Origin of the sequence: Phytopseudomonas daroniae (assembly GCF_004327285.1) — a bacterium.
Classification (GTDB): Bacteria; Pseudomonadota; Gammaproteobacteria; order Pseudomonadales; family Pseudomonadaceae; genus Aquipseudomonas; species Aquipseudomonas daroniae.
Map to the genome: position 1 here is coordinate 97052 of NZ_QJUI01000005.1, position 20676 is coordinate 117727.

The 20676-nt window shown below is 65.6% G+C and carries 19 protein-coding genes and 1 riboswitch; of the genes, 10 read left to right on the forward strand and 9 right to left on the reverse strand.

What is annotated here, in order from left to right; all coding sequences use genetic code 11:
• Positions 1-85: 85 nt before the first annotated feature.
• Genes DNK06_RS07040 through cbiE form a run of 3 tightly spaced genes read right to left on the reverse strand, consistent with a single transcriptional unit; the run spans position 86 to position 2784 of the window.
• On the reverse strand, positions 86-811 hold the full coding sequence (locus DNK06_RS07040; protein ID WP_131179324.1) for a (2Fe-2S) ferredoxin domain-containing protein: 726 nt from the start codon (positions 809-811) through the stop codon (positions 86-88).
• A 36-nt stretch (positions 812-847) separates the two neighbouring features.
• Entirely contained in the window at positions 848-1573 is a 726-nt protein-coding gene (locus tag DNK06_RS07045) for a cobalt-precorrin-6A reductase (protein WP_131179325.1), read from the reverse strand.
• Positions 1570-2784, reverse strand: a complete 1215-nt coding sequence (gene cbiE, locus DNK06_RS07050) for a precorrin-6y C5,15-methyltransferase (decarboxylating) subunit CbiE (RefSeq protein WP_131179326.1) — start codon at positions 2782-2784, stop codon at positions 1570-1572. The genes DNK06_RS07045 and cbiE overlap by 4 nt, the downstream gene beginning before the upstream one ends.
• 278 nt (positions 2785-3062) lie before the next feature.
• Positions 3063-3269: riboswitch (cobalamin riboswitch) on the forward strand.
• Positions 3270-3365: 96 nt separating this feature from the next.
• On the opposite strand from cbiE, the gene cobG reads away from it, so the two are divergent.
• From cobG to DNK06_RS07075, 5 genes are all read left to right on the forward strand, one after another.
• On the forward strand, positions 3366-4721 hold the full coding sequence (cobG, locus tag DNK06_RS07055) for a precorrin-3B synthase (RefSeq protein ID WP_131179327.1): 1356 nt from the start codon (positions 3366-3368) through the stop codon (positions 4719-4721).
• Positions 4718-5350, forward strand: coding sequence for a precorrin-8X methylmutase (locus DNK06_RS07060; RefSeq protein WP_131179328.1), 633 nt, complete (start codon positions 4718-4720; stop codon positions 5348-5350). The genes cobG and DNK06_RS07060 overlap by 4 nt, the downstream gene beginning before the upstream one ends.
• Before the next feature lie 8 nt (positions 5351-5358).
• Positions 5359-6111: a precorrin-2 C(20)-methyltransferase gene (locus DNK06_RS07065; RefSeq protein WP_131179468.1), complete on the forward strand. Its 753-nt coding sequence runs from the start codon at positions 5359-5361 to the stop codon at positions 6109-6111.
• A 156-nt stretch (positions 6112-6267) separates the two neighbouring features.
• A complete protein-coding gene (gene cobJ, locus DNK06_RS07070; protein ID WP_131179329.1) occupies positions 6268-7953 on the forward strand; it encodes a precorrin-3B C(17)-methyltransferase in 1686 nt (561 codons plus the stop codon).
• Between the two features lie 111 nt (positions 7954-8064).
• Positions 8065-8577, forward strand: coding sequence for a hypothetical protein (locus DNK06_RS07075; protein ID WP_131179330.1), 513 nt, complete (start codon positions 8065-8067; stop codon positions 8575-8577).
• Position 8578: 1 nt separating this feature from the next.
• On the opposite strand, the gene DNK06_RS07080 is transcribed toward DNK06_RS07075, so the two are convergent.
• Entirely contained in the window at positions 8579-9583 is a 1005-nt protein-coding gene (locus DNK06_RS07080) for an Ldh family oxidoreductase (protein WP_131179331.1), read from the reverse strand.
• 201 nt (positions 9584-9784) lie between these two features.
• Between DNK06_RS07080 and DNK06_RS07085 the strand changes: the two genes are divergently transcribed.
• From DNK06_RS07085 to DNK06_RS07095, 3 genes are all read left to right on the forward strand, one after another.
• Positions 9785-10324 carry a sigma-70 family RNA polymerase sigma factor gene (locus DNK06_RS07085; protein ID WP_131179332.1) on the forward strand — a complete coding sequence of 180 codons (540 nt, stop codon included), beginning with the start codon at positions 9785-9787 and terminating at the stop codon, positions 10322-10324.
• Positions 10317-11285, forward strand: coding sequence for a FecR domain-containing protein (locus DNK06_RS07090; protein WP_131179333.1), 969 nt, complete (start codon positions 10317-10319; stop codon positions 11283-11285). The genes DNK06_RS07085 and DNK06_RS07090 overlap by 8 nt, the downstream gene beginning before the upstream one ends.
• 79 nt (positions 11286-11364) lie before the next feature.
• The gene (locus DNK06_RS07095; RefSeq protein WP_242674697.1) at positions 11365-13788 is read left to right on the forward strand and encodes a TonB-dependent siderophore receptor; all 2424 of its coding nucleotides are present in this window, start codon (positions 11365-11367) and stop codon (positions 13786-13788) included.
• 277 nt (positions 13789-14065) lie between these two features.
• Here DNK06_RS07095 and aroE read toward each other — a convergent pair whose 3' ends face one another.
• A complete protein-coding gene (aroE, locus tag DNK06_RS07100; RefSeq protein ID WP_131179334.1) occupies positions 14066-14887 on the reverse strand; it encodes a shikimate dehydrogenase in 822 nt (273 codons plus the stop codon).
• Between the two features lie 63 nt (positions 14888-14950).
• A complete protein-coding gene (gene hemF / locus DNK06_RS07105; protein ID WP_131179335.1) occupies positions 14951-15868 on the reverse strand; it encodes an oxygen-dependent coproporphyrinogen oxidase in 918 nt (305 codons plus the stop codon).
• A gap of 184 nt (positions 15869-16052) precedes the next feature.
• Here hemF and DNK06_RS07110 point away from each other — a divergent pair, with 184 nt between their 5' ends.
• Entirely contained in the window at positions 16053-17030 is a 978-nt protein-coding gene (locus tag DNK06_RS07110) for an NADPH:quinone reductase (protein WP_131179336.1), read from the forward strand.
• A 147-nt stretch (positions 17031-17177) separates the two neighbouring features.
• Here DNK06_RS07110 and tsaC read toward each other — a convergent pair whose 3' ends face one another.
• The 3 genes from tsaC to DNK06_RS07125 all read right to left on the reverse strand — a co-directional run bounded on the left by tsaC (position 17178) and on the right by DNK06_RS07125 (position 20000).
• Positions 17178-17735, reverse strand: a complete 558-nt coding sequence (gene tsaC / locus DNK06_RS07115; RefSeq protein WP_131179337.1) for an L-threonylcarbamoyladenylate synthase type 1 TsaC — start codon at positions 17733-17735, stop codon at positions 17178-17180.
• Positions 17736-17776: 41 nt separating this feature from the next.
• A complete protein-coding gene (dprA, locus tag DNK06_RS07120) occupies positions 17777-18892 on the reverse strand; it encodes a DNA-processing protein DprA (RefSeq protein ID WP_131179338.1) in 1116 nt (371 codons plus the stop codon).
• Between the two features lie 82 nt (positions 18893-18974).
• Positions 18975-20000 (reverse strand): LysM peptidoglycan-binding domain-containing protein, encoded by a 1026-nt coding sequence (locus DNK06_RS07125; protein ID WP_131179339.1) that lies wholly within the window; start codon positions 19998-20000, stop codon positions 18975-18977.
• Between the two features lie 151 nt (positions 20001-20151).
• On the opposite strand from DNK06_RS07125, the gene def reads away from it, so the two are divergent.
• Positions 20152-20658 carry a peptide deformylase gene (gene def / locus DNK06_RS07130; protein ID WP_131179340.1) on the forward strand — a complete coding sequence of 169 codons (507 nt, stop codon included), beginning with the start codon at positions 20152-20154 and terminating at the stop codon, positions 20656-20658.
• The last annotated feature ends 18 nt before the right edge of the window (positions 20659-20676 follow it).

A 20676-nucleotide genomic window follows, 5' to 3' on the forward strand; every position in this document is an offset into this window, starting at 1 on the left:
GGATACCTCCACCGTTTTGACGATCAAAACAAGCGTAGACCAGTTGTTCGCTATTCGAGGCTATCGAAGCGATAGCGTGAAACAATCAGCGCCGTGAGTCCGTCACGTCCCGAATCGACAGCTCGGGTACCGGGCGGCCGTGGATCAGTTGCTCGTCCACCAGCCGCGCCACGTCCGCCTCGCTGCGGATCCGGTACCAGGCGCCGGGTGGATAGACGCTCAGGGTCGGCCCCTGGTCGCAGGGAAACTGGCACTGGGTGCGGGTGATATGCACGCCACCGTCACACTCCAGCCGACCGGCCGCCTTGACCCGCTCGCGCAGCGCCTTCCACAACGGCAGGGCTCCGCGCCGAGTGCAGCGTGGGCCGTTGCAAAGCAACACACGGTATTGGTGGGCGGGGATCTTCGACCAGGCATGGCTGGATGGCAGCGCCGGTACGTCGACGCAGCCCAGGTGCAGCTCCGGCCGTTCGATCAGTGCACAGGCGGCCGCTGCCGCATCGGCGTCGAGCTGACCGAACAGGCTGGTGACGAAAACCCGTGAAGGATCGACCAGGCCGGCCAGTTCGCTGCGCAGCCAGTCGACATGCTGGCTGCTGCTCTGTGCTTCGAGGTCGATCACCAGCAACGTTCCGCTGCCCTCACGCACACGCAGCCAGAGGTCGTCGTGACCCGCCGCGGTATCGACGATTTCCGCCAACGCACCCTGCCCACGCAGCTCAACCAGGCGGGCACGAAACAGCTCGGCGAACGATCCCTGCAGCAGATCCGGGCCGGCGAACAGCACCTGGGCGTATGGCGTGGTGGTCATGGGGGCTCCATAAAAGGGCGGCAGTGTAGCAGCCGTTCAGATACCGATTGCCAGCAGCGCCTGCCACAGCGCCTCAGGCGCCTCGAACTGCCGCTCGACCGCAGGCAGCTCCGGACGCTGCAACACCAGCACCGGCACGCCGCGCTCACGGGCGACCTGCAGTTTGTGCTCGGTGGCGGCGCTGCCACTGTTCTTGCTCACCAGCACATCGCAATCCAGACGCTCGAACAGCGCGCGCTCGTCTTCCAGGCTGAATGGCCCGCGGGCGCCGATCACCTCGGCGCGTGGCGAAGCGGGCTGGCTCTGCAAACAGCGCACTGTCCAGTGCTGGTGGGCGGGAATCTCCTGCAGATGCTCCAGTGGTTCGCGGCCGAGGGTGAACAGTGGCCGCTGAAAATCGCCGAGTGCCGCGATCAGCGTCGGCCAATCGAATACCTCGCGCCAGTCATCCCCAGGCGAGGCCTGCCAGCCCGGCCGCCGCAGTGCCCAGCAGGCGATCCCTGCCCGTTGCGCGGCGCGGGAGGCGTTATGGCTGATCTGCGCGGCATAGGGGTGGGTCGCGTCGACCAGCAGATCGATTCCCTGCTCGCGGATGAAGCCAGCAAGGCCCTCGGCGCCGCCGAAACCACCGATGCGCACCTGGCAAGCGAGGTCATCCGGCACCCTGCCCAACCCGGCCAGGCTGTATATGTGAGCCGGCCCAAGGCGCCGGGCGAGACTCAGCGCCTCACCGATACCGCCCAGCAACAGCACGCGGGTCATGACGACTCGGCCGGCTTGCTGACGTGCAGCAGGGTGATCGGCAACGCGGCGCGCCAGGTATCGAAGCCGCCGAGCGGTCGAGCCTGGGCCACTTCGATACGGGTCAGCTCGCCGCCGTGTTCACCGCGAAAGGCGATCAGCGCCGCTTCGCTCTGCAGGGTCACGGCATTGGCCACCAGCCGGCCACCCGGCTTGAGCCCGCGCCAGCAGCTATCCAGCACACCGGGTGCGGTAACGCCGCCGCCGATGAAGATCGCATCTGGCGCCGCCAGCCCCTCCAGAGCCTCGGGTGCCCACCCGGCCACCAGTTGCAGCCCCGGCACGCCAAGGGCATCGCGGTTGTGGATGATATGGCCCTGGCGCCCTTCGTCAGCCTCGATGGCGATGGCCCGGCAAGCGGGATGAGCGCGCAGCCACTCGATGCCAATGGAGCCGCAGCCGGCACCGACATCCCAGAGCAGTTCGCCGGGCAGCGGCGCCAAACGCGCCAGGGTGATGGCGCGCACGTCACGCTTGGTGAGTTGCCCATCATGGCGATAGGCGTCGTCCGGCAGACCAGGCGTGAGCGGCAGACATCTGGCGTCATCGCCGACCACACAGTCGATCGCCACCAGGTTGAGATCGGCCGCCCGATCCAGCGACCAGCCCTCGGCCAGGCCGTCGATCCGCCGCTCTTGCTCACCGCCCAGGTGCTCGAAGACGCTCAGCCGACTGGGCCCGAAACCGCGCTCGCATAGCAGCTCGGCGATGGCTGCCGGGCTCGCGCCATCATTGCTCAGCACCAGCAGGCGCACGCCGGGATGAATCTGCGCATTGAGTGCCGCCAGCGGTCGGCCAACCAGCGAGACCAGGGTCGTGGTCTGCAGCGGCCAGCCCAGGCGAGCCGCCGCCAGCGAGCAGGACGAAGGCGCCGGCAGGATGTGCAGCTCCTCGCTCGGCAACTCGCGAGCCAGGCTGGCACCGACACCGAAGAGCATCGGGTCACCGCTGGCCAGCACGCAGACCGGCGTGCCGCGCTGCGCCAGCACCGGTGCCAGGGAAAAGGGCCTGGGCCAGGCCAGACGCGTGGCACCGATGCAGCGCGGCAGCAGGGCCAACTGGCGTTCGCTGCCGAACACCTGGCCAGCCTTGAGCAGGGCATGCCGCGCCGCCTTGCCGAGGCCGGCATAGCCGTCTTCTCCAATGCCCACGACGGTCAGCCAGGGTGTCATGCGCTTATCCTCATCAATCAGAAACTGCCCACGGTCTGCTGGGAGCCACACGGCGCTAGCGGCTTTTCGTAGGGTGAACCGGGGCGCGTAGCCGACGCTTGCCTACGCGGCCCGATCCGTCCACCGCTCTACCCGTGCAATGGTGGACAAAAAGAGCGTTGTCCACCCTACGTCTACACGGCAGAAGCGGCTTTTGCGCGCTCATGCCACAACGAAAGCGATCTTCGTACTGAGCCGTATCCGACGACGCGGCTTTTCATCCGGGTGGGCAAAGCGGGCATAATAGCGTCTTCGTCGGTGTCCGTCGGCTACGTGGTACGTAGGCGCGGGCCTAAGAGGGAACACGAGCGGAACATTCTGCCGCGTGGCTGCCCCCGCAACTGTACGCAGCGAGCGCATGTGCCAACCGCCACTGGGAAACCGGGAAGGCCGGCCACGCGCCATGACCTGCGAGCCAGGAGACCTGCCGGCGAATTCAGTCGCATGTGCCCACACCGGGCGGGGTGTCCCGGTGATAGAAGCTCGACCTTCTCTGGCCTATCCTCGAACGGATGCCCATGTGACCCGACCCCGGTGATCCGTTGAAACAGGCCCAGTGCAATCCATCTCCAGCCTTTCGCCCCTCGGCCTGTCCGGGGTTGCTGCGTATCGTGCAGGCGAAGGACGGCGGTATCTGTCGGATCAAGCTGGCCTGCGGCCGCCTCGACGCCACCCAGGCCGAGCGCATCGCCCAGGCCGCGCAACGACATGCAGGCGGCGTGCTCGAAGCCACCAACCGCGCCAACCTGCAGATCCGCGGCATCCATGCCGGCAGTGAAGGCGTGCTGATCGGTGAGTTGCTGGCTGCTGGTCTCGGCCCGAGCTCACCCGGTGCCGACGATGTGCGCAACCTGATGGTCAGCCCCGCCGCCGGCCTCGATCCGGCGGCGCTGGTCGATGTGTCGGCGCTGGCCGCACGCTTGCTGACGACCCTGGAGAACACGCCGCGCCTGCACGCGCTGTCGCCCAAGTTCGCCCTGCTGCTCGATGGCGGCGAACGCCTTGCCATGCTCGAACACCCCCACGATATCTGGCTCAGCGCCCTGCCGCTCGATGGCCAGATCGGCTATGCCTTCGGCCTGGCCGGTTGCCCGCCACAGGCACCTGGCGATGCGCCCGCGCTGGCAGTGGTGCCCGAGGCGCATGCCCATGATCTGCTGCTGGCGCTGCTCGATCTGTTTCTCGAACTGGCCAGCCCCGAGCAGACGCGCATGCGCCACCTGCTCGTCAACCACCCGGCCGCCGAACTGCTGCAGCGCCTGGGCGAACGTCTGGGTGACGTGCTGCTGAGCGCGGATCAGTGGCGGCGCAGCCCTGCCGAACCCCAGGCCCATATCGGTATCGGCGCCCAGCGCCAGCCTGGTCTGGTGTATATCGGCGGGGTGCCGCCGTTGGGCCGAATCGACGCTGAACAACTGCTTGGCCTGGCCGCTCTGGCTCGCCGTCTGGGCGATGGCAGCCTGCGCCTGACCCCCTGGCAGAGCCTGTTGCTGCCGAATATCGCCGAGGCCGATGCGAAGACAGCTGCCCAGGCGCTGGAAGGGCTCGGTCTGCTGGTCGATGCCGATGCGCCGTTGACACGCGTCATCGCCTGTACCGGTTCGAGCGGCTGCGCCAAGGGCCTGGCCGACACCAAGGCCGATGCCGGGCGCCTGGCCGAAAGGCTGCAGGCCGGCAGCCGGCAGGCGGGCATCCACCTCAGCGGCTGCAGCCGCTCTTGCGCCGCGGCGCACCGTGCGCCAGTGACCCTGCTGGCGGTAGCCGAGGGGCGCTACGACCTGTTCGCCCGTCGTTCTGACAGCAACGATTTCGGCGCGCCACTGGCGCGCCACCTGACACTCGACGAAGCCAGCGAGCTGCTGGCTTCGCTTGCCGATACCTGGAGTTTCACCCGATGACCGATTACATCCGCGATGGTCAGGAAATCTATCGCCATTCCTTCTCCATCATCCGCGCCGAGGCCGACCTGAGCGCCATTCCGGCGGATCTGGAGAAGCTCGCGGTGCGGGTCATCCACGCCTGCGGCATGGTCGATGTGGTGCAGGATCTACGCTTTTCCGCGGGTGCCGGCACGGCCGGGCGTCAGGCCCTGGCCAATGGTGCGCCGATTCTCTGCGATGCGCGCATGGTCGCCGAAGGGGTGACCCGTACGCGCCTGCAAGCGGGCAACCCGGTGCTTTGCACCCTCAATGATGCCGGCGTGCCAGAGTTGGCCAGGCAATTGGGCAACACCCGTTCGGCGGTGGCCCTGGAGCACTGGCGCAAGCACCTCGAAGGCTCGGTGGTGGTAATCGGCAATGCGCCCACCGCACTTTTCTATCTACTCGACATGCTCGCTGCCGGCGCGCCCAAGCCAGCGCTGATTCTCGGTTTCCCGGTGGGCTTCGTCGGTGCTGCAGAATCCAAGGAGCTGCTCGCCAGCACCTTCGCCGAACACGATGTGCCCTACGTGATCGTCCAGGGCCGTCGCGGTGGCAGCGCCATGGCCGCCGCCGCGGTCAACGCCCTGGCCACGGAGGTCGAATGATGACCGGCATGGACCGCCCCGGCAAAGGCCGCCTGCTGGGCCTGGGCGTAGGCCCGGGCGACCCGGAACTGATCACCCTCAAGGCCCTGCGCCTGCTCAAGTCGTCACCCGTGGTCGGCTACTTCGTGGCCAAGGCCAAGGCCAGTATCGGCCAGGGCGGCAACGCCTTCGGCATCATCGAAGCGCACCTGGAAGACAGCCAGCAGCGCCTGCCGCTGGTCTATCCGGTGACCACCGAAAAGCTCGAGCCACCGTTGTCCTACGAGGACGTGATCAGCGATTTCTACGACACCTGCGCCAGCCAGGTCGCCGAACACCTCGATGCCGGCCGCGACGTGGCGGTGATCTGCGAAGGCGACCCGTTCTTCTACGGCTCCTACATGTACCTGCACGACCGCCTGGCCGAGCGCTACGAGGCCCAGGTGATTCCCGGCGTGTGTTCGATGCTCGGCAGCGCGGCGGTGCTCGGCGTACCCCTGGTGTACCGCAACCAGAGCCTGTCGGTGCTCTCCGGCGTGCTGCCCGAAGACGAGCTGCGCGAGCGCCTGCGCGACGCCGAAGCCGCCGTGGTGATGAAACTCGGACGCAACTTCGAGAAAGTACGCCGGATACTGGTGGATCTCGACCTGCACGACCGCGCCCACTACGTGGAGCGGGCGACCATGCCCAACCAGCGCATCGTGCCGCTGGACGAAGTCGAGCCCATGGCCTCGCCGTATTTTTCGATGATCGTGGTGCCGGGTAAGAAGTGGCGGGGTTGAGCTGACCTTGCCCCTTGCATAGCGTAGGAGCCGGCTTGCCGGCGAATCGATTTCAGCCTGCATGCCGGTACCGATTTCACCAACGTTATCGCCGGCAAGCCAGCTCCTACATGATTTCAGCGAACTTGCCTGCCTGCTCCTGACAGTGGATAAACCATGACTCCCTCCCCCGCTCTCGTCATCCTCGGCCCCTCTGCACTGGCCACTGCGCGGCGCATCCAGGCGCTTTATCCACAGGCCGTCATCCATGGCCTGCACGGACGGGTCGAGGCCGATCAGGCCTATGACGACTTTGGCGATACCTTGCGCAGCCTGTATCGCAACGGCACGCCGATCATCGCCCTGTGCGCTGCAGGAATCGTCATCCGCAGCCTGGCCCCGCTGCTCGCCAGCAAGGGCGCCGAGCCACCGGTGCTGGCCGTGGCCGAAGACGGCAGCGCCGTGGTGCCGCTGCTCGGCGGCCTGGGCGGCGTCAACCGTATGGCCCGGGAGATCGCCGCGGCACTGGAAACCAGCGCGGCCATCACCACCAGCGGCGAACTGCGCTTCGGCACCTGCCTGCTCGACCCGCCGAGCGGCTACGCCCTGGCCGATCTCGAGCAGGGCAAACGCTTCGTCTCCGACCTGCTTGGCGGCGAAAGCCTGCGTATCGATGGCAGCGCGCCCTGGCTGGCCGAGGCCAGGCTGCCGCTGGCCGAGGATGCCGGCCGCACGGTACGCATCACCACCGAGCAGGTCGCGCAGCAGCAGAACGAACTGCTGATCCACCCACGCACGCTGCTCGCCCTGATCGATACGGCGGACGATGACCTTGTGGCGCGCATCAGGCAGACACTCGGCCAGGCAGGCCTGGCGGCCAAGGCGCTCGCTGCCCTGCTCGCCCCGCAGGCACTGATGACCGACAGGCGCCTGACACAGGCAGCTGCTGACCTTGCGGTACCGCTGCGTTTCATCAACACCAGCGATGCACTGCCAGCGCCCGTCCACCGTGGCGAAGGCCTGCAGTTGTTGCAGGCAGATTCGCCCGAGGCAGCGCAAACGGTTGGCCACCCGCGAGGCCGCCTGAGCGTGATCGGCCTCGGCCCGGGCGCCGCCGAACACATGACCCCCGCGGTACGCCGCGCGCTGGACGAGGCCGAGGATCTGCTTGGCTACGAAACCTACGTGAAGATGGCCGAGCCGCTGCGCCCCGAACAGGTACGCCACTGCAGCGACAATCGTGAAGAACTGCAACGCGCCCGCCACGCCTTCGAGCTGGCCGCCAGTGGCCGGCGCGTGGTGGTGATTTCCTCCGGCGACCCCGGCGTGTTCGCCATGGCGGCGGCCGTGCTGGAAGCCCTGGAAGCGACCGACGCGCCCGCCGGCTGGCACGCCGTCGAGCTGGAGATTCTTCCCGGCGTGTCCGCCGCTCTGGCTACCGCCGCCAAGGCCGGCGCGCCGCTGGGTCACGACTTCTGCCTGATCTCCCTATCGGACAATCTCAAGCCCTGGGCAGCGATCGAAAACCGCCTCGACCATGCCGGCGCAGCGGATCTGGCCATGGCCTTCTACAACCCGATCTCCAAGGCCCGCCCCTGGCAACTCGGCCGCGCTCTGGAAATCGTCCGCCAGCACCGCACGCCCGATACCGTAGTGGTGCTGGGCCGCGATATCGGTCGCCCCGCCGAAGCCCTCCGTGTGCTCAACCTCGGCGAGCTGACCCCGCAGATGGTCGACATGCGCACCCTGGTGATCATCGGCTCCAGCCAGACCCGCCGCTTCCCCAGAGGCGACGGCGGTGAGTGGGTGTATACGCCGCGCAGTTATCCACAGACACCCGAAGAGACTTCATCTGCCATGTGAGCAGGCCTTTACACCACCTTTACACCTGCCTGACGTCCCTTTGCACAGGCCCCTCGATAATCGACTCTGCCCCACCACCTGGTCGGGCTGTCGCATTCTCTGGAGCCCATGATGAAAGCAAGTCTCCCCTGTACCGCCGTCGTCGCACTGTTGCTGACGACGCTTTCCCTGAATGCTCTGGCTGGCCCCGGCGGGCCGGGTGGAAGCCCAGGTGGACATGGCGGGCACGGCGGCCCCGGGCCAGGTTGGGGAGGTTCGGGCCCGCGGCATGGCCATGGCTTGCCGAACCATGCTCGCGAATTGTGGATCGGCAGCGCGCTGTACTTCGTTGCCGCCGGTACTTACTACATGTGGAATGCCGATCGCAGGCAGTACATCGTGGTCGAGGCGCCGCCGGTGATCAGCTCGGCGCCAGCGGCCAACTACGATGTGATCGCCTACCCGGCACGCGGCCAGAATGCCGATCTGCAGGCCCGCGACCGCTACGAATGCCATAGCTGGGCGGTCAGCCAGAGCGGCTTCGACCCGGCCACCGCGACCAGCGCGCCAGCGGCCAGTGCCACCGACTACTATCGGCGCGCACTGGGCGCCTGCCTGAGCGGGCGCGGCTACAGCATCAACTGACCTAGGCCAGCAAGGCCTTCAGATCGTCGTACAGCGCCTGGGGAATCTGCACGCCGTCGGCGAGGCTGCGGGCGCGGGCGTCATAGCGCCGTTGTGACGGCAGGCGCGCGCCCTGCTCCTGAATCCCTTCGAACAGCGCCTCGGCCCTGGCCAGGTGCTGATCGGCAGCGGCGCCGAGAAAGCGCTGCGGGTCGAGGGCGATGATCAGCTCGCCGTGATAGGGCGACGACTTGCTGCCCGCGTCATAGGCCAGGGACTCGGCGCTGGTCAGGTCGCCGATCAGCGGCCCGGCGATCAGCTCGACCATGGCCGCCAGCGCCGAGCCCTTGTGCCCGCCGAAAGTCAGCATGGCGCCATTCATGACGGCCTCGGCGTCAGTGCTTGGCTGGCCGTCGGCGTCGATGCCCCAGCCTTCCGGGATCGCTTTGCCAGCACGGCGGTGCAGCTCGATATCACCGCGGGCGATGGCACTGGTGGCGAAGTCGAAAATGAACGGATGCTTGCCGGCGCGCGGCCAGCCAAAGGCGATGGGGTTGGTGCCGAAGATCGGTTTGCTGCCGCCGGCTGGCGCCACCCAGGCATGGCTCGGGTTGCAGGCCAGGGCCACCAGCCCGGCTTCGGTGAGCGCTTCGATCTCCACCCACAATGCGGAAAAATGCACACAGCGGTTGATCGCCAGGGCGGCGATACCATTGGCCCTGGTCTTCTCTTGCAGCACGGGCAACCCCGCCTGGAAGGCCAGTTGCGAAAAGCCACCGCGGGCATCCACGCGGACGATCGAAGGCGCCTGATCGATCACCTCGGGCTCGGCATCGGCCACCACCTTGCCCGCTTTCAGCGAGCTCACGCAGCCCAGCACACGGTACAGACCGTGAGAGGCGCAGCCATCGCGCTCACCGGCCAGCACGGTAGCGGTCACAGCGCGTGCCTGGGCTTCGCTGAACCCGTTGTGGCGCATGATCGCCAGCGCCAGGTCACCCGCTTCAGCCAGGGTCAGTCGAATCATCTTCAGCTCCTTGTTCAAGGTGGCCGCAGGGCCAAATGGACGTTATACAGTGCGACTCGAAGCATCGGGCTGGCTTGATGCGTTTGGCTCGGACGGATGACGAATTCAGCATAGCCGGCATACCCCCGAGCGTTCACTTGTGCGAGCCCTGGGTTACGCTGATAGAATGCGACAAATTCTCATTCCCATCGAATATATCCCGTGCACTCCACTTCATCGGCAACCCACCTCCAGCATCAGGCCATCGACCAGCTTTACAGCCACCACCACGGCTGGCTGCAAACCTGGCTGCGCAAGCGCCTGGGCAATGCCGCCGATGCGGCGGATCTGGCCCAGGATACCTTCGTGCGCCTGCTCAGCAGCGCGCCAGGCGAGCCCCTGAGTCTCACGACGCCCCGCGCCTATCTGGCGACCATCGCCAATCGCCTGACCATCAACCTCTACCGCCGCCGCTCCCTGGAGCAAGCCTACCTGACCGCGCTGGCGGAAACGCCGGAAGATCTGGCGCCATCGCTGGAACATCAGGCCCTGGTGCTCGAAGCCCTCGACGAGGTCGACCGAGTGCTCGCCATACTGCCAGCCAAGACCCGCCAGGCGTTCCTGATGGCTCAGTTGGAGGGTTATACACAGGAAGAGATCGCCAGCCGGCTCAACCTCAGCGTGCGCTCGGTGCAGCGTCACCTGGCACGGGCCTTCGAGGAATGCATCGTGCTCGCCAGCCAGGGCGCGCAGCATGAGTGATACGCCCATCGACCGGCGCATCGCCCGTGAAGCGGCCGGCTGGTTCGTGCGCCTGCAGAACGGCGGCGCCAGCGCCGCCGAGCATGCCGCCTGCACCGAGTGGCGGGCGCGGCACAGCGATCACGAACGCGCCTGGCAACTGGCAGAGCGCTTCAGCGCTCAAGCCCAGCAGCTTTCCAGCGGGGCCGGGCGTGCGGCCCTGGAACGCCCGCGCAACCTGGAGCGGCGGCGTGTACTCAAGACCCTGGCGCTGCTGATTGTCGCCGCCCCGCTCGGCCTGGCCGCGCAACGGGGCCTGCCGTGGCGCGAATGGCAGGCGGACGAGCGTACCGCCACCGGCGAGCAGCGCACCCTGCACCTGCCGGATGGCGGACAGATTCGCCTTAACACCGGCAGCGCCGTGGATATCGCCTACGACGACAGCGTACGCCGCGTGCGCCTGATCGCCGGGGAGATGCTCGTCGAGGTGCCCCACGAGCGTGCCAGACGGCCGTTTATCGTCGATACCGCCGAGGCGGAAATCACCCTGCTCGGCAGTCGCTTTCTGGTTCGTCAGTATCCGCATAGCACTTACCTCGCCGCGCTCGAAGGCGCTGTCGAAGTGCGTCCGCGGCTGTCCCGAAGTGATGACGGCCTGTTGCGTCTGGCAACCGGCCAGCAGACCCGCGTCAGCGCCCAGGTTGCGGAACCCGCCATGGCACTGGCACAGAGTCGTCTCGACTGGCTCAGCGGTGTACTGCGCGCAGAGAAGATGCGCCTGGATGATTTCGTCAGCGAGCTGGATCGCTACCGCCCCGGCCTGCTGCGCTGCGATCCAGCGGTGGCCGGACTGCTGATTTCCGGCGCCTTCCAGTTACGCGATACCGACCAGATTCTCCGCGCCCTGAGCCAGACCCTGCCGGTGAGCATCCACTACCGCACGCCCTATTGGGTCACCGTCACGGCGCGTGCAAGCGCGTAAGAAGAATCATTGTCGTGTTTTTCCTTTGCCGCGTGTCTCTCCCGTAACCACAACACTCTGACAGGGCGGGGACGAACACATGGCGACGACGCAGGGCATGCAACCACTGGCACGGGCGGTACACGCTGCCGCACTGGGCCTGATCATCGCGGGCGGCAGCCTGGCCGCGGCCTCGCTGCAGGCCGCCGAGCAGGCCGCGCAACAGAGCCGTGCCTACCAGGTGCCAGCCGGTAACCTGAGCAGTGCGCTGTCCGACTTCGCCAGCCAGGCGGGTATCACGCTGCCCATCGAACCGAGCCTGGTGGAAGGTTTGCGCAGCCCCGGCCTGAACGCATCCAGCAGCGTGGAAGGCGGCCTGCGGCAACTGCTGCAGGGTACCGGCCTGCAGGCCGTGCCGCAGGGTAATGGCCTTTACCTGCTAACACCGGCTCAGGCCGCTCAAGGCCTCGAACTGGGCGCCACCAACGTGACCGGCCGTGCTCTGGCCAGCACCACCGAGAACAGCGGTTCTTACACCACCGGGGCCATGCAGACCGCTACCAAGCTGCCTCTGAGCCTGCGCGAAACGCCACAGTCGGTCAGTGTGGTCACGCGAAAGCGTATGGACGACAAGGCCATGACCAGCATCAGTGACGTCGTCCAGAGCACACCCGGCGTGTTCCTCAATAATTCGGGAGGTGTCGGCAGGCCGTCCTTCAGCGCTCGTGGCTTCGATGTCGACAACGTCATGTATGACGGTTTCCCCACCAGCCTGCTGACCTACCTGCCCAGTGGTGAAGCCAACCTGGCCATGTATGACCGGGTAGAGATCGTCCGTGGTGCCACGGGCCTGGCCCAGGGCGCCGGCAGCCCATCCGGCGCCATCAACCTGGTGCGCAAGCGCCCGACCCATGAATTCCAGGGCATGCTCACCGGCAGTGCCGGCAGTTGGGACGATTACAGCGGCACGCTGGATGTCGGTGGCCCCCTCAATGAAAACGGCACCCTGCGCGCCCGTACCGTGGTTTCGCGGCAGGACGCCAGAAGCTTCCGTGATTCGGTGGAGCACGATCACGACCTGTTCTACGGCGTGGTCGACGCCGACCTGAGCGAAAGCACCACCCTGACTCTCGGCGCCTACCGGCAGAAGAACCATACCAACTATATCTGGGGCGGGCTGCCCATGGCCCGTGGCGGCGGTCATCTAGGGCTGCCACGCGATACCTTCCTGGGTCATGACTGGGAATACTCGGAAAATCGCACCACCGGTTATTTCGCCACACTGGAGCAGGGCTTCGCCAACGACTGGACGCTGCGCCTGGCAGCCATGCAGTCGAAGACCGACACCGACGTGCTGGCCTCCTCGGTATGGGAATACGATCGCCACTATCTATGGACGGAAGCCATGGAGCAGAAGGAAACCGGCTACGACCTGGCGCTCAGCGGCCCCTTCCAGCTGCTCGGCCAAGAACACGACCTGACCCTGGGCGTAAGCAAGCGCCAGCTGGATTATCGTTCCGGTAAGGCCTGGAGCGCTTTCATCGACGCTGGCAGCAATCCCTTCGAGTGGGATCCAGGTGCTCATACCAAACCGGAATACGTCACTGGCAGTAACGGACTTCCCGAGACCACCACTCAGGACAGCGTCTACGCCAGCACCCGCCTGCGCCTGACCGAACCACTGGCGCTGATTCTCGGCGGCCGTCTCGACTGGTACGAGCTCGAAGATCGCGAAAACAGTGAAGGTAACTACAAGGTCACCCGCAACCTGACCCGCTATGCCGGCCTGGTCTACGACCTGGATGCCAATCACTCGGTCTATGTCAGTTACACCGATATCTTCAAGCCGCAGAGCGAGCGAGGCCTGGACAGAAAACCGCTGGAGCCGGTGGTTGGCGAGAACTACGAGGTCGGCATCAAGGGCGAATACTACGACGGTGCACTGAACGCCAGCCTGGCTGTTTTCCAGATCGACCAGAAGAACCGTGCCCAGACGCTGACGGGTCAGCTGGGATGTGGTTCCACTCCGGACAGTTCCTGCTACGAGGCTGCCGGGCTGGTGCGTAGCAAGGGCATCGACCTGGAAATCCAGGGCGCCCTGACCGACAACTGGCAGGTTGCCGCCGGTTACACCTACACCCAGACGAAATACGTCAGCGACGCCAACGCAGCCAGAGAAGGCGAAGACTTCGACCGCAAGAAACCGCGTCAGCTGTTCAAACTGTCCACGCTCTATATCCTGCCCGGTGAACTGCAACGCTGGCGTGTTGGTGGCGATCTCTATCAGCAGAGCCGCATCCGCACCGCGGCTGACGACGGAAGCTGGCGCAACCAGCAGGGGTCTTACACCGTGGTCGGCCTGGTGGCAGACTACAAGGCCAGCGAACAGCTGGATCTGCAGCTCAACGTCAACAACCTGTTCGACCGCACCTACTACAGCAGCGTGGCCAACGGCGAGTGGAGCCCGTACGACATTTACGGTGACCCGCGTAATTTCAAGATGACTGCCCGCTACAGCTTCTGAGAAAGCGGCTCGCCAGCGAAGATCCAGGGAAGGACGAGGCAGACCGGCTGCATTGTGGCGGAAGCGGACGATCGGTGACCCGCGTTGAACCATGGATCACGGCCTTCGGCCCCGGATTACGCCTGCGGCTAATCCAGGCTACGTTCGGCCACGACCTGTAGGTTGGATTAGCCCGTAGGATGGGTGAAACCCATCAATTTCCGATGGGTTTCACCCATCCTACGACTGTCCGCTCCCGCCTTGTTCCAGACGCAAAAACCGGCGGCGGGGCGTGGTGCTAGGCGGCCAGTTGGCGGCGCAGTTCGGCCAGCACCGGTGCGCTGTCCGGGCGCACGCCACGCCACAGGTGGAAGGCTTCCACGGCCTGCTCGACCAGCATACCGAGGCCATCGAGGGTACGCGCAGCACCCTGTTCCGCGGCCCAGCGGTTGAAGGCGGTGGGGCCGGCGCCATACATCATGTCGTAGCAGCAGGTGTGGCCTGGCTGGATCAGGCTGGCGGCGATCGGTGGCAGCTCGCCGGACAGGCTGGCGGAGGTGCCGTTGATGATCAGATCCACCGGCGCGTCGATCCAGTCGAAACCGCTGGCGACCACGGGGCCAAGATCAGTGAACTGGCGGGCCAGTTGTTCGGCCTTTTCCACCGTGCGGTTGGCGATCACCAGGGTCTGCGGCTGCTGCGCCAGGAAGGGTTCGAGAATGCCGCGTACCGCGCCACCGGCGCCGAGCAGCAGAATGCGCTTGCCGCGCAGGTCGATCCCGGCATTCACGGTCAGGTCGCGCACCAGGCCGGCACCGTCGGTGTTGTCACCGAGCAGGCTGCCGTCATCGAGCTTTTTCAGGGTATTCACCGCACCGGCACGTCGGGCGCGCTCGGTCAGGCTATCGGCCAGGGCGTAGGCCTGCTCCTTGAACGGCACGGTCACGTTGCCGCCACGGCCTTCGGCGAAGAAGGCCCGGGCGTAGCCGTCGAAATCCTCCAGCGGCGCCAGCAGCGCCTCGTAGCTCAGCTCCTGGCCAGTCTGTTCCGCGAACAGACGGTGGATCAGGGGCGACTTGCTGTGGCCGATGGGGTTGCCGAATACACCGTAGCGATCCATGAAATTTCCGTGCGCAAAAGCCAAAGGCGGCAAGCCTGAAGCTTTTTGCGTCGAGCTTCAAGTTCAGTTCTGGCTGTTCAGCCAGTCGCGGTCAGTCAGGAAATACTCGGTCAGGCGTGCTTCTTCGCTACCCGGTTGCGCTTTCCAGTCGTAGCCCCAGCGCACCTGAGGCGGCAACGACATGAGAATCGACTCGGTACGCCCGCCCGACTGCAGGCCGAACAGGGTGCCGCGGTCGTAGACCAGGTTGAACTCCACGTAGCGACCACGGCGAAACTCCTGGAACTCGCGCTGCGCCGGGGTGAAGGACAGGGTCTTGCGGCGCTGCACGATGGGCAGGTAGGCCTCGATGTAGGCGTCGCCGATGGCGCGGATGAAAGCGAAGCAGGTGTCGAAATCCCACTCGTTGAGGTCGTCGAAGAACAGCCCGCCGATCCCACGCGGCTCACCGCGGTGCTTGAGGTGGAAGTAGCGATCGCACCAGGCCTTGTAGCGCGGATAGACATCGGCGCCGAACGGCGCGCAGGCCTGCTCGGCGACACGGTGCCAGTGCACGCAGTCTTCTTCGTTGCCGTAATACGGCGTCAGGTCGAAGCCGCCACCGAACCACCAGACCGGCGCTTCACCTTCCTTCTCGGCGCTGAAGAAGCGCACGTTGGCGTGGGACGTCGGCACATGGGGATTGTGCGGGTGGATCACCAAGGATACACCGAGGGCCTGGAAACCGCGCCCGGCCAGTTCCGGGCGATGGGCGCTGGCCGACGGCGGCAGGCTGTCGCCGAACACGTGGGAGAAATTCACGCCGCCCTTCTCGATCAGCGCGCCGTCACCGATCACCCGCGTGCGTCCACCACCGCCACCCGGGCGCTGCCAGGCGTCTTCGATGAAGCTCGCCTTGCCGTCCTCGGCTTGCAGGGCGGCACAGATACGATCTTGCAGATCGAGCAGGTAGGCCTTTACGGCCTCGGTCTGATCACTCACGGTGGGCACCTTGTGTTACGAACGTCGGGCGAAATCGGCGGCTAGCATAGCACCGGGTATCGGCGCTCCGCAGTTGACGCCGGTCAACGACAGATGCGACGTTCGACTCCGCACACAAAAGCGTACCCAACGCCCCGATAGATTCGGGATCTATTGCATTCACTTTCACGCAGGAGCAAAGACGATGGCCAAACGCATCCAGTTCAGCCGCCACGGCGGCCCCGAGGTACTCGAATACGTCGACTACCAGCCGGTCGCTCCCGGGCCCCACGAGGTGCGTGTACACAACCAGGCCATCGGCCTCAATTTCATCGACACCTATTTCCGCAACGGCCTGTATGCGCCGCCTTCGCTGCCGTCCAGCCTGGGTACCGAGGGTGCCGGTTTCGTCGATGCCATCGGCTCCGAGGTCAAGAACTTCCAGGTGGGCGACCGCGTGGCCTACGCCACCGGCCCGCTGGGAAGCTACAGCGAACTGCACGTGCTGCCGGCGGAAAAGCTGGTCAAGCTGCCTGAAGCCATCAGCTTCGAGCAGGCCGCAGCGGTGATGCTCAAGGGCCTGACCGTACAGTATCTGCTGCGCCAGACCGCCGAGCTGAAGAGCGGCGACATCATTCTGTTCCACGCTGCCGCTGGCGGTGTCGGCTCCTTCGCCTGCCAATGGGCCAAGGCGCTCGGCGTCAAGCTGATCGGCACCGTGAGTTCGGCGATGAAGGCCGAGCGCGCCTTGCAACAGGGCGCTTGGGCAACCATCGATTACAGCCACGAGAATGTTGCGCAGCGCGTGCTGGAACTGACTGACGGCAAGAAATGCCCGGTGGTCTACGATGGCGTCGGCAAGGACACCTGGGAAACCTCGCTGGACTGCGTCGCGCCTCGCGGCCTGCTGGTCAGCTTCGGTAACGCCTCTGGCGCAGTGACCGGCGTCAACCTCGGTATCCTCTCGCAGAAAGGCTCGCTGTACGTCACCCGCCCGACCCTGGCCGGCTATGCCGACACTCCGGAACATCTGCAGAAGATGGCCGACGAACTGTTCGACATGATCGCCAAGGGCAAACTCACGGTGGAGATCGGCCAACGCTACCCGCTGCGCGACGCCGCTGCCGCCCAGGCCGCGCTCAGTGCGCGGCAGACCACGGGATCGACCATCCTGCTGCCCTGAAGCAGCCCTCCGAGGGTGGATGACGCTCTTTTCATCCACCATTCATTGTGATCGCAGAGCGGTGGATGGGTCGGGCCGCGTAGGTGAAGCGTCAGCTACGCGCCCCGATCCACCCTACGGTTTGTCGCTTGAAGCTTGCCGCTGCCGTCAGGCCGGTCGGCGCACGTCTCCAGTGACCAGATCACGAATCACGCTGGGATTGCGTCGCCCGCCCAGAGCACCGCCGAGCACCGCATCCAGCTGCCGTGGAAAGTACTGCTCGACCCGCAGTCGCGAGCGCGCGGCCGGCCGGCCGGCGGGGTTGGCGGAGGTCGAGACCAGCGGCCCGGTCAGCGCGCAGAGTTCACGCACCCGCGGGTGATCGCTGACCCGTAGAGCGACGCTGTCGTGCTCACCAGTAATCCACCGCGGCAGACGATCCTGATGCGGCACCAGCCAGGTATTGGGGCCGGGCCAGGTGCTGGCCAGGCGATCCTGCCAGATTTCGGGTAGATCCTCGAGCAGGAAGTCGAACTGGCGAATGGTGTCGGCCACCAAGATCAGTCCCTTGTGGATGGGCCGTTCCTTCAGTGCCAGCAGCCGATCCACCGCCATTTCATCCCAGGGATCGCACCCCAGCCCCCAGACCGCCTCGGTCGGATAGGCGATAACGCCGCCGGCGCGAACCACACGCGCTGCCTGCTGAACCTGCCAACTGGTGATCATGGATGCCTCTCCAGAAAAACACTGGGCGCAGTGTATCCAAGCTAGGGCTTGCAGCCCACCCAAAGCCCGGCTTCGCAGGCAACTCGCCCGTCCAGCTCCAACTCGGTCAACGCGGCGAGCACCTCGGGCAGCGGCCAGCCGCTGGAGTGGGCCAGGGCCTCGCTGCTGTGGGGTGCGGCGTGCAGCAGCGCCAACAAAGGATGGGCCGACGGTTGCGAGACAGCCTCGGCATTCGCCGGATGCTCGAAGCCGGGTGCCTGCCAGCCACGTAAAGCTTCGAGGATGTGCTCGATGCTTTCCACCAGCGTGGCGCCGTCACGAATCAGCTGATGACAGCCCTTGGAGCCCGGATGGTGGATGGAGCCGGGAATCGCGTACACCTCGCGGCCCTGCTCGGCCGCCAGGCGCGCCGTGATCAACGATCCGCTCGACGGGCTGGCCTCGACCACCAGCACGCCCAGGGAAAGGCCGCTGATGATGCGATTCCTGCGCGGAAAATTGCTCGCCTGAGGCGGACAGTCCAACGGCAGCTCCGAGACCAGCGCCCCGCCACGTTCGATGATGTCCTGCGCCAGACGTTTGTGACGTGCCGGATACAGGCACTGTAGACCGGTACCGAGCACGGCGACGGTATGCCCCTCGGCATCCAGCGCCCCCTGATGAGCCGCCCCGTCGATGCCCAGCGCCAGCCCGCTGGTGATCACAAAACCACCGCGCGCCAGGCTACGGGCGAAACTGCGCGCGGTATCCAGACCCGGCTTTGACGCCCGGCGGCTGCCGACCATGGCCAGTTGCGGGCGCTCGAGCAGCGTCGGATCACCGGCGACGAACAGCAGCGGCGGTGCGTCGGGAATTTCCGCAAGCAAGGCGGGGTAACGCGGATCATCCCACATCAACACCTGCTGACCCGCTTCCTGCAACCACTCCAGGCTCAGCCGGGCTCGCTCGCGCACCTGCGCACTGCGCCGCGCCTCGGCGCACGCCAACGGCAGACCGAGCGAACGCCAGGCACTGGCCGGCGCGCTCAGGGCGGCAGACGCACTGTCGAAAGCGCTGAGCAGTTTGTGGAAACGCTTCGGCCCCAGCTCCGGCAGACAATGCAGGCGCAGGCGGGCTTCGAGTTCGGCGGGAGACAATGCACAAGAGAGTTGCGACATGGCTGATCATCCTTGATCGGTCGCGCCGCCACAGCGGCGGGGGTAGAAAACACAAACCCCGCGTCTGCGGGGCTTGTCGGTGTTACGGGTTGCGAACCTTGTCCATCACCGCCAACTGCCGCGAGGCGTTGAGAACCAGGCCATAGCTGAGCTTGTCGTAGGTGCGGAACACCATGAGCAGGCCGGCACGCTCGTCGGGAATTTTCACCGACTCACCGGTGACCCGGTCACGCACGGTTTCGCCGGTCTTGTAGACGGCCAGTACGTTGCCGACCTCCAGGCCGTCACGAGCCCCCTTGCTCAGGGTGACCACATCGAGCTGGCCGATCTGGCTGACGCCACGCGGTACATCGAGAATCAGGCCCTTGATCTCCACGGTCGGCTCGCTGGGCATGAAGGTCGAGTTGATCGCCCGCTCCTCGGTGGGGAACAGGCGGTCGCCGTTACGCACTTCCTGAGTGGTGCGCGTCAGGTTGAGGGTACCGACACCCTCTTCCTCGGCGACGATCTCGCCGCCGCCAATGTCATCGGCGTTAATACCGAGGAATTCCTTGGTATCCGGATCGGTGTAGGTCTTGCCCTGGCGGAAGATGCCGTATATCGGCTCCGCCGGGTCGAAGCTGCCACGGGCGTAGACGCGGTCACCCGCACCACTGACCACGCGCTCGGCATTGCCGGCGACGATGTAGGGCGCGCCCTGGAACGTTTCCGGGGTGTCGACGATGCGATTCCTCAGCAGAAAGCTGTTGATCGCTTCCAGCGGAATGGTCGGAATGGCTTCGGCCATCGGCGTGCTGCGGATCTTCGGCGACAGTTTGATGGTGCCACGCGATTCGCCACGGCCGAGCATCAGGCGCGGTTGACCGTCGATGTAAACCAGGCTCAGTACGTCGCCCGGATAGATCAGGTGCGGGTTTTCCACCTGTGGGTTGGCGTGCCAGATCTCCGGCCATTTCCAGGGCTGACGCAGGAACTTGCCGGAAATATCCCAGAGGGTGTCGCCCTTCACGACCGTGTAACGGTCGGGATGGCCTTCCTTGAGCTGCACCTCGGCGAGTGCCAGGCCGCTCGCGGCGACCAGCAGCAGGGCGAGTAGTGATTTCCTCATGCGGTGAATCCCTTTATTATGTGGCTTCGCGTTAAGCGCCCTAGCGCCGCGACAGAACCCAGTAAAACCGCGGCATGAAGCCGTTTTTCGATGCTGCCGCCATCTTAGCAGCGGATTTTGAATTTATTCCACAAGTGCATCACAAACGCATATGGCGATTTTAAACATCCTCGAATTTCCCGATCCGCGCCTGCGAACCATCGCCAAACCGGTGGACGTGGTCGATGACGCCCTGCGTCAACTGATCGATGACATGTTCGAAACCATGTATGACGCCCCCGGTATCGGCCTCGCCGCGACCCAGGTGAATGTACACAAGCGCGTGGTGGTCATGGATCTGTCCGAGGACAAGAGCGAGCCGCTGGTGTTCATCAACCCGGCGTTCGAACCGCTCACCGAGGAAATGGATCAATACCAGGAAGGCTGCCTGTCGGTGCCCGGCTTCTACGAGAACGTCGACCGCCCGCAGAAGGTCAGGATCAACGCGCTGGATCGCGACGGCCAGCCGTTCGAGATAATCGCCGAAGGCCTATTGGCCGTGTGCATCCAGCACGAGTGCGATCACCTCAACGGCAAGCTGTTCGTCGACTACCTGTCTACGCTCAAGCGCGACCGCATCAAGAAGAAGCTGGAAAAGCTGCACCGCCAGCAGGTGTGATGCCACCCACCGCAAAGG

Excerpts from the sequence above, each read along its gene's own strand:
- DNK06_RS07040 (WP_131179324.1), bottom strand. The coding sequence starts at position 811 with ATGACCACCACGCCATACGCCCAGGTGCTGTTCGCCGGCCCGGATCTG.
- DNK06_RS07045 (WP_131179325.1), bottom strand. The coding sequence starts at position 1,573 with ATGACCCGCGTGCTGTTGCTGGGCGGTATCGGTGAGGCGCTGAGTCTC.
- cbiE (WP_131179326.1), bottom strand. The coding sequence starts at position 2,784 with ATGACACCCTGGCTGACCGTCGTGGGCATTGGAGAAGACGGCTATGCC.
- DNK06_RS07060 (WP_131179328.1), top strand. The coding sequence starts at position 4,718 with ATGACCGATTACATCCGCGATGGTCAGGAAATCTATCGCCATTCCTTC.
- DNK06_RS07065 (WP_131179468.1), top strand. The coding sequence starts at position 5,359 with ATGGACCGCCCCGGCAAAGGCCGCCTGCTGGGCCTGGGCGTAGGCCCG.
- cobJ (WP_131179329.1), top strand. The coding sequence starts at position 6,268 with ATGACTCCCTCCCCCGCTCTCGTCATCCTCGGCCCCTCTGCACTGGCC.
- DNK06_RS07075 (WP_131179330.1), top strand. The coding sequence starts at position 8,065 with ATGAAAGCAAGTCTCCCCTGTACCGCCGTCGTCGCACTGTTGCTGACG.
- DNK06_RS07080 (WP_131179331.1), bottom strand. The coding sequence starts at position 9,583 with ATGATTCGACTGACCCTGGCTGAAGCGGGTGACCTGGCGCTGGCGATC.
- DNK06_RS07090 (WP_131179333.1), top strand. The coding sequence starts at position 10,317 with ATGAGTGATACGCCCATCGACCGGCGCATCGCCCGTGAAGCGGCCGGC.
- DNK06_RS07095 (WP_242674697.1), top strand. The coding sequence starts at position 11,365 with ATGGCGACGACGCAGGGCATGCAACCACTGGCACGGGCGGTACACGCT.
- aroE (WP_131179334.1), bottom strand. The coding sequence starts at position 14,887 with ATGGATCGCTACGGTGTATTCGGCAACCCCATCGGCCACAGCAAGTCG.
- DNK06_RS07110 (WP_131179336.1), top strand. The coding sequence starts at position 16,053 with ATGGCCAAACGCATCCAGTTCAGCCGCCACGGCGGCCCCGAGGTACTC.
- tsaC (WP_131179337.1), bottom strand. The coding sequence starts at position 17,735 with ATGATCACCAGTTGGCAGGTTCAGCAGGCAGCGCGTGTGGTTCGCGCC.
- dprA (WP_131179338.1), bottom strand. The coding sequence starts at position 18,892 with ATGTCGCAACTCTCTTGTGCATTGTCTCCCGCCGAACTCGAAGCCCGC.
- DNK06_RS07125 (WP_131179339.1), bottom strand. The coding sequence starts at position 20,000 with ATGAGGAAATCACTACTCGCCCTGCTGCTGGTCGCCGCGAGCGGCCTG.
- def (WP_131179340.1), top strand. The coding sequence starts at position 20,152 with ATGGCGATTTTAAACATCCTCGAATTTCCCGATCCGCGCCTGCGAACC.